Consider the following 5,655-nt stretch of genomic DNA (forward strand, 5'->3'; position numbering starts at 1 on the left):
CGATGCGCTGCGAGAGGGCGCGGGGCATATCGGATACGGCATCGCCCCCGAATGGCGCGGCCGCGGATACGCCACCGAGGGATTGCGGCTATCGCTCATCAAGGCGCGCGACGAATTCGGCATCACGGAGGCGTATCTGTCGGTGCATAAGAGCAATCCCGCTTCGTTGGCCGTCCAGCGGCATCTCGGCGCGCGCATCGACCACGAATCGGACACGGAGTATTTCACGCGCATCGGCACCATGGCCATTGCCTAGGCCGTGAGAATAGCGCAAACGATACTGCCAAGCGTCACCACCATGCGACGTTTGGCGGACATCATCCCTCACGGAAATGATGTATCCGGGTGTGCGTGCCCGAGAACCATCAGGCTTTCGTCTATCCATGTATGGAGCGATATGACGGTGGCGATATGGGAAGAAGCCGAGCGTAATCAGATGATCACGCCATCGCAGTGGTCGATCTCATGCTGGATGATCTGCGCGGTGAAATCGGCGAATGCGGCATGGCGCTCGCGGAACCTGCGGTCCTCATACGTCACTTCGATACGCTGGTAACGCAGCGTGTGGCGCTCGCCATTGAGCGACAGGCATCCTTCAGAAGCGTCGTAGGCGCCGTCCTGCGCGGTGATGCGCGGATTGAACATCACGACGATGCGGCCGCCGAACTCCTCGTCCACGAACGCGATGATGCGTTTGCGCTCGCCGATCATGTTCGCGGCCATACCGACGCAGCCATTGCGGTGCGCGCCAAGTGTATCCTTCAGGTCTCGCGCCACGGCGAGGTCGGCTTCCGTATTCCGCGCCGGTGCTGAAGGCTGGCTCAAAAACGGGATGGAGGTCATGATGTCGCGTTGCATATTCGTCGCCTTTCTGTGCGTACGGTTTTATTCTAAACACGTCGTTCCCGACGTGTGGTGGGTCTTGGGCCGTTGACAAGCATGGTGCCCATGCGAAGGCGCCATCCCCGGAAATGTGTAATAGCCTCATTCCCGTATGCTCCGTCGTGACGGTGAATGCTGAAGCATGAAGGGCGGGCATTCCTTCCGTGCGCGATTGGTGTTGTGTGGATTCCGTCGTATCTTGACAATGCGGCACGAATTCCTCCCACGCGCGAACGGTATCGTGTGCCACGGTATTGTGAGCACAGCGTCTTGGAACGCGGTGTCTTGGAATGGAACGTGGTGCTCTGAGGTGGAACGTAGTGCCATGGGTGGAACGCAGTGTTCTGGCATATGGCCATGCAGTATCCTGAACGTGTGAATGATGCTTCGGAATATGACGGATACATGGCGATGGCATTGGATTTGGCCCGCAGAGGCGCGGGATGGGTGAACCCGAATCCGATGGTCGGCGCAGTGGTGGTGCGTGACGGCAAGATTCTCGCCACCGGATATCACGATCGCTACCGTGGCCCCCACGCGGAACGCATGGCGTTCGATTACGCCGACACATATGGCATCGATGTGCGCGGTGCCACGATTATCGACACGCTTGAGCCATGCTGCCATGTCGGTTCGCAGCCGGCCTGCACCGATTTGATTCTCGCGCATGGAATCGCGCGGGTGGTGGTCGGCTCCGTTGACCCCAATCCGGTTGTGGCGGGCAAAGGCCTGCGGATTCTTGAACATGCCGGCGTGGACGTGGTGACGGATGTGTTACGGGCGGAATGCGACGCCATCAACCGTCATTTTTTCCATTACATCACGACGGATACGCCGTATATCGTCGATGGCAGACGCCGCGAGGGAGAATCCGACGCCGCCTATGCCGGTCGTCGACGCCGGCTATACGCCACATATGCGGCGGTGTTGGGCGCATGTCCGACTGATGACCGTGTGGGTGCCTCGAGCAATCCGAACGGCACGGAAGAGGTGGCGGGAAGTGACGCACGCCTTCCGGATCAGGTGGATCGGCTGGATGTTTCGGACGGTGCCTTCGCCCATTTCGATGGGCAGGTCCAGCCCGTCGAGGCGGATGAGGTGGTAGTCGGAAGGCACAAGCCGTTGTTCTTGGATGCCAATACGTTCAGGAGCATGAATCCCACGGAACTCGACGCATGGATGCGTGGACTCGGACGCCGCAAAATCGATAGCATCGTTGTGGAGGAAGCTGAGATACTTGAGGTGCTGAGTCGACTCACGGAAGGGTGCTTTGGGGGTCGGTGATTCGAAACAGGCTATATGTGGCAGATTCGAAAATCCAGAAAAGTGTTTTCCGCTATATGTGGCAGATATGTGATGTGATCCTGAATTAGGGGGCATAGATTCGAAGGTTTTCCGCAGAGTATGACCTGCAATCTGCCACATATAGCTGTTTTGAGATTCTGTGGCCATGAAATCTGCCACATATAGTTCAAATCAGGTGAGGATTCGCCTGCTTCCAGTGGTGAGAGAGGCTATGCGAATGTGCACTCTTCCGGAGGGCATTCTTCGGCAGAGCGTGATAGGTCTGCTGAGTCTTTGGTTCATCCGGTCGGCCGCGCGTTGGGCGAGGGCCTGCTCTTCGATTTCATTCATGAGGTTCTCGGCGGTCGCCTGAATATAGATCCAGCCCTCATCTTCCAAAGCCTCACGCCTTTTACTGTCGGCAAGCCATTGCGAAGCGTGGTGCCGACCGTCGTATTCGATGACGACCTTTATATCCGGATAGGCCATATCCAGATACAGGATTTTTCCATTGCGCAAGCGGAGCTGGAAATTGGTCACGGGGCAGGGAAGCCCATACCGAATCAGGGCGATTCTGCAGCGGCTTTCTTGCGGGGAGTCCGTGTTCTCTCGCATGAGGCGGAGGGCTTGTTGCATTTTTCTGATTCCTCGAATGGCCCTCTGCCTGTCGGCGTTCGCATACGTATCGAAATTGTTGAGACGTTCCACGTATTCATGAAAATCCTCGAGCCGCACCCCGTTGAATCTCGGGGTTCTCCGCATCATGGAATCTCCGAGCACGACTAATTCTTCCTGGCTGATGCGATTCGCATGCATGGCCCATGTGGATACCGGATCCGTGTGCCGAATTCTGTCGTAATACGTGGCGCATTCATTGATCGGTCCCTGCCATAACACGAAGTTCACTCCTTGAATGTGCGTTCTTTCATTATTGCTTGTGGCCAAGGCCTGAAGAGAAGATGTCGGGCATCGGAATCGGGGATATTTGGGAGTTTCGATGCCCAGCAAATGCAATGCGGTGCCGAGTGCGAACACCAGCCGTTTGTTCGTCCTCTGCTGCATGGCGATGCATTGCTCGATGGTCTGGGCCCGTAGCTGGGCGATGTTTTCGATGTACTGTGCTCCATTGCTCATATGCCAACGGTAGAGGAATCGGTGCGGTGCCGTCTATCCGCCTTTGGAAGATGGTGGATAAGTGGATAGATCGCCGCGCATGATGAAAACGGTGGATAACTCCATTCGTTTTCCGCAAGGTGTGGATAACCGGTTTCTTGTATGGGCTGATGCCCGACAGGGATGTTTAATTGATTGAGATGCGTCGGCATTCGCGCTTCGTCGCGGGATACCATGACAGCAATACAAGGGTGCTATTGAATCGAGGTTCTGTATGGTCGAGTCGTGTGTGATTGGGAGTGTGCGTTTCATAGGTTCTTCCCAGCCGGTCGACATAGCCGTTGCGCAGGGGCGGATCGCGGCGGTCCTTCCCGCGAGGAATACGCATGATGACGCTTCGGCAACATGGGTCATCCCCGGACTGTGGGATTACCATACGCATTTCACGCAATGGGCGTACACGCTTGGACGACTTGATCTGATTGACGCCCGCAGCGCTGACGAGGCTTTGGACATGCTGCGCGCGCATTTGGCGGAACGTCGCGCCGACGGCACGCTTGATCCGGACCAGTACGTGGTCGGCATGCGGTTCCGTCATTCCCTGTGGGCGGACGATGCCCAACCGACGTTGGCCGCCATCGATGCGGTGACGGGTGACCAGCCGGTGGCGCTCTCAAGCGCCGACATGCACTGCGGATGGGTGAATTCCGCGGCTGCTCGCAAACTCGGCGTGCATGTCGGGGAATCCGGCTTGGTGGGGGAGCTCGAGTGGTTCGACGCGTATTGCAAGCTTGACAAGGGTCCGGGAGCCGCCGACGAGCTGATGCGCCTGCTGCGCAATGCCGAATTGGATGCCGCGAGCAAGGGCGTGGTCGGTGTGCGTGACTACGAGATGGCGGAGAACATCGACACGTGGATTGACCGATTCTCGCAAGGCTTGGACGGTCTGCGCGTCCAAGCCGGCGTGTATCCGGAACGATTGCAACAGGCCATAGACGATGGATGGCATACGGGTGACGAATTGCCGGGAAGCCATGGCCTGGGCCATGTCGGGGCCATGAAGATGATTTCCGACGGGTCGCTCAACACCCGTTCGGCGTATTGTTCGACGCCGTATTCGGGCATCGCGCCGGAAACGTTCGGCACGCTGAGCTACACCCCGGAACAGATCGAGTCGTACATGAAGCTGGCCACCGAGCATGGTTTCGACATCGCCTGCCACGCGATCGGCGATGAGGCGAACACCATCGTGCTCGACTGCGCGGAACGCACAGGAGCGCACGGTTCCATCGAACATGCGCAGATGCTCAAGGAACGGGATATTCCTCGGCTTGCGCGATTGGGCCTGGCTGCGAGCATCCAGCCGCAGCACGCCATGGACGACCGTGACGTCATCACCCGGTTCTGGGGCAATCCGGCGGGCATTCCCTATGCGTTCAACGCGTTGCGCAAGGTCGGAACCAAACTGCTCATGGGGTCCGACGCGCCGGTGGCGCCGCTCGATCCGTGGATGGCCATATCCGCAGCGGTGTTCGGTACGGAAAGCTCCGACCGCGAGCCGTTCCAGCCGGAGCAGTGCCTCGACTTCGCCACGGCGCTCGCCTCGTCCACGGCCATTGGACGAACCACCTTGAAGGCCGGCGACGCGGCCGATCTGGTGCTGCTGAACGCTGATCCCAGTACGGTGCGCACCCCCGAGAGCATGCGTTCCATGCCGAAGCACGTGGTCGGTACCATGCTCGCGGGTCGCTGGACGTATCAACGCCGCTGAACGCGCTTGACCGGGCGTTTGCTCTTATGCCGTGCGCCTTGCGTTTATGTTTATGCCTTGTCTCTTTGCCAGACGTTTTGCATATGCTCAGCGTTTCGGCGGGCGATGAATGATGAGGCGCATAACGCGCACGATGCGGCGATGAGCAATCGCACCGGGCCGCGTCGTCATGACGGAAGATGCGGTTCGATCTTGTCCATGGCGGCATTTTTGCTGTACCTCATGAATATGCGTGCAAAGCGGGATAGCTGTTGCTCGTATGTGTGAATGCGGGAGGATGATATGACCAAGGAAACGGAAGAACTGATCGCGTCCGATGAGGATCTGACCAGATTGTTCGACGGACGGCCGACGCAGTACCGCAAATCGAAATCGCTGCCGAAGGTCTCCGGTCGCGCATCGCAACTGTGCGCGAAAATCAACCGCGTGTTCTACGACGATCAGGAGGAGGCGTACCGTCTGTTCCACGAGTTGGTTCCCGACGCCGGCGAAGGTGTGCAGTTCAATCCGCCGTTCAACGTGGATTACGGCATCGGACTGACCATCGGTCGCGGCACGTTTCTCAACAAGGACTTCATGATCTGCGGCGGCGGCTATGTGACCAT

At 58.2% G+C, this 5,655-nt stretch carries 5 protein-coding genes and 1 pseudogene; 4 read left to right on the plus strand and 2 right to left on the minus strand.

Translation table 11 applies throughout. The features are described from left to right. Positions 1 to 256, plus strand: a 256-nt coding sequence (locus tag B3C64_RS05165) for a GNAT family N-acetyltransferase (protein ID WP_291534195.1), incomplete at its 5' end; no start/stop codon positions are given. Positions 257 to 432: 176 nt separating this feature from the next. On the opposite strand, the gene B3C64_RS05170 is transcribed toward B3C64_RS05165, so the two are convergent. Then, entirely contained in the window at positions 433 to 858 is a 426-nt protein-coding gene (locus tag B3C64_RS05170; protein ID WP_291534197.1) for a peptide deformylase, read from the minus strand. A gap of 381 nt (positions 859 to 1,239) precedes the next feature. On the opposite strand from B3C64_RS05170, the gene B3C64_RS05175 reads away from it, so the two are divergent. Next, positions 1,240 to 2,166, plus strand: a complete 927-nt coding sequence (locus B3C64_RS05175; RefSeq protein WP_291534198.1) for a bifunctional diaminohydroxyphosphoribosylaminopyrimidine deaminase/5-amino-6-(5-phosphoribosylamino)uracil reductase RibD — start codon at positions 1,240 to 1,242, stop codon at positions 2,164 to 2,166. Between the two features lie 192 nt (positions 2,167 to 2,358). Here the strand turns inward: B3C64_RS05175 and B3C64_RS05180 are convergent, their stop codons facing one another. Then, complete coding sequence (locus B3C64_RS05180; RefSeq protein ID WP_291534199.1) at positions 2,359 to 3,300, minus strand: DUF559 domain-containing protein; 942 nt, start codon at positions 3,298 to 3,300, stop codon at positions 2,359 to 2,361. A 253-nt stretch (positions 3,301 to 3,553) separates the two neighbouring features. Here B3C64_RS05180 and B3C64_RS05185 point away from each other — a divergent pair, with 253 nt between their 5' ends. Both B3C64_RS05185 and B3C64_RS05190 read left to right on the plus strand, forming a co-directional pair. After that, entirely contained in the window at positions 3,554 to 5,050 is a 1,497-nt protein-coding gene (locus B3C64_RS05185) for an amidohydrolase (protein WP_291534201.1), read from the plus strand. Positions 5,051 to 5,332: 282 nt separating this feature from the next. Next, a pseudogene (locus tag B3C64_RS05190) lies at positions 5,333 to 5,655 on the plus strand (sugar O-acetyltransferase); the annotation flags it as partial.

The organism is Bifidobacterium sp. UBA6881, assembly GCA_002451435.1.
Lineage (GTDB): Bacteria > Actinomycetota > Actinomycetes > Actinomycetales > Bifidobacteriaceae > Bifidobacterium.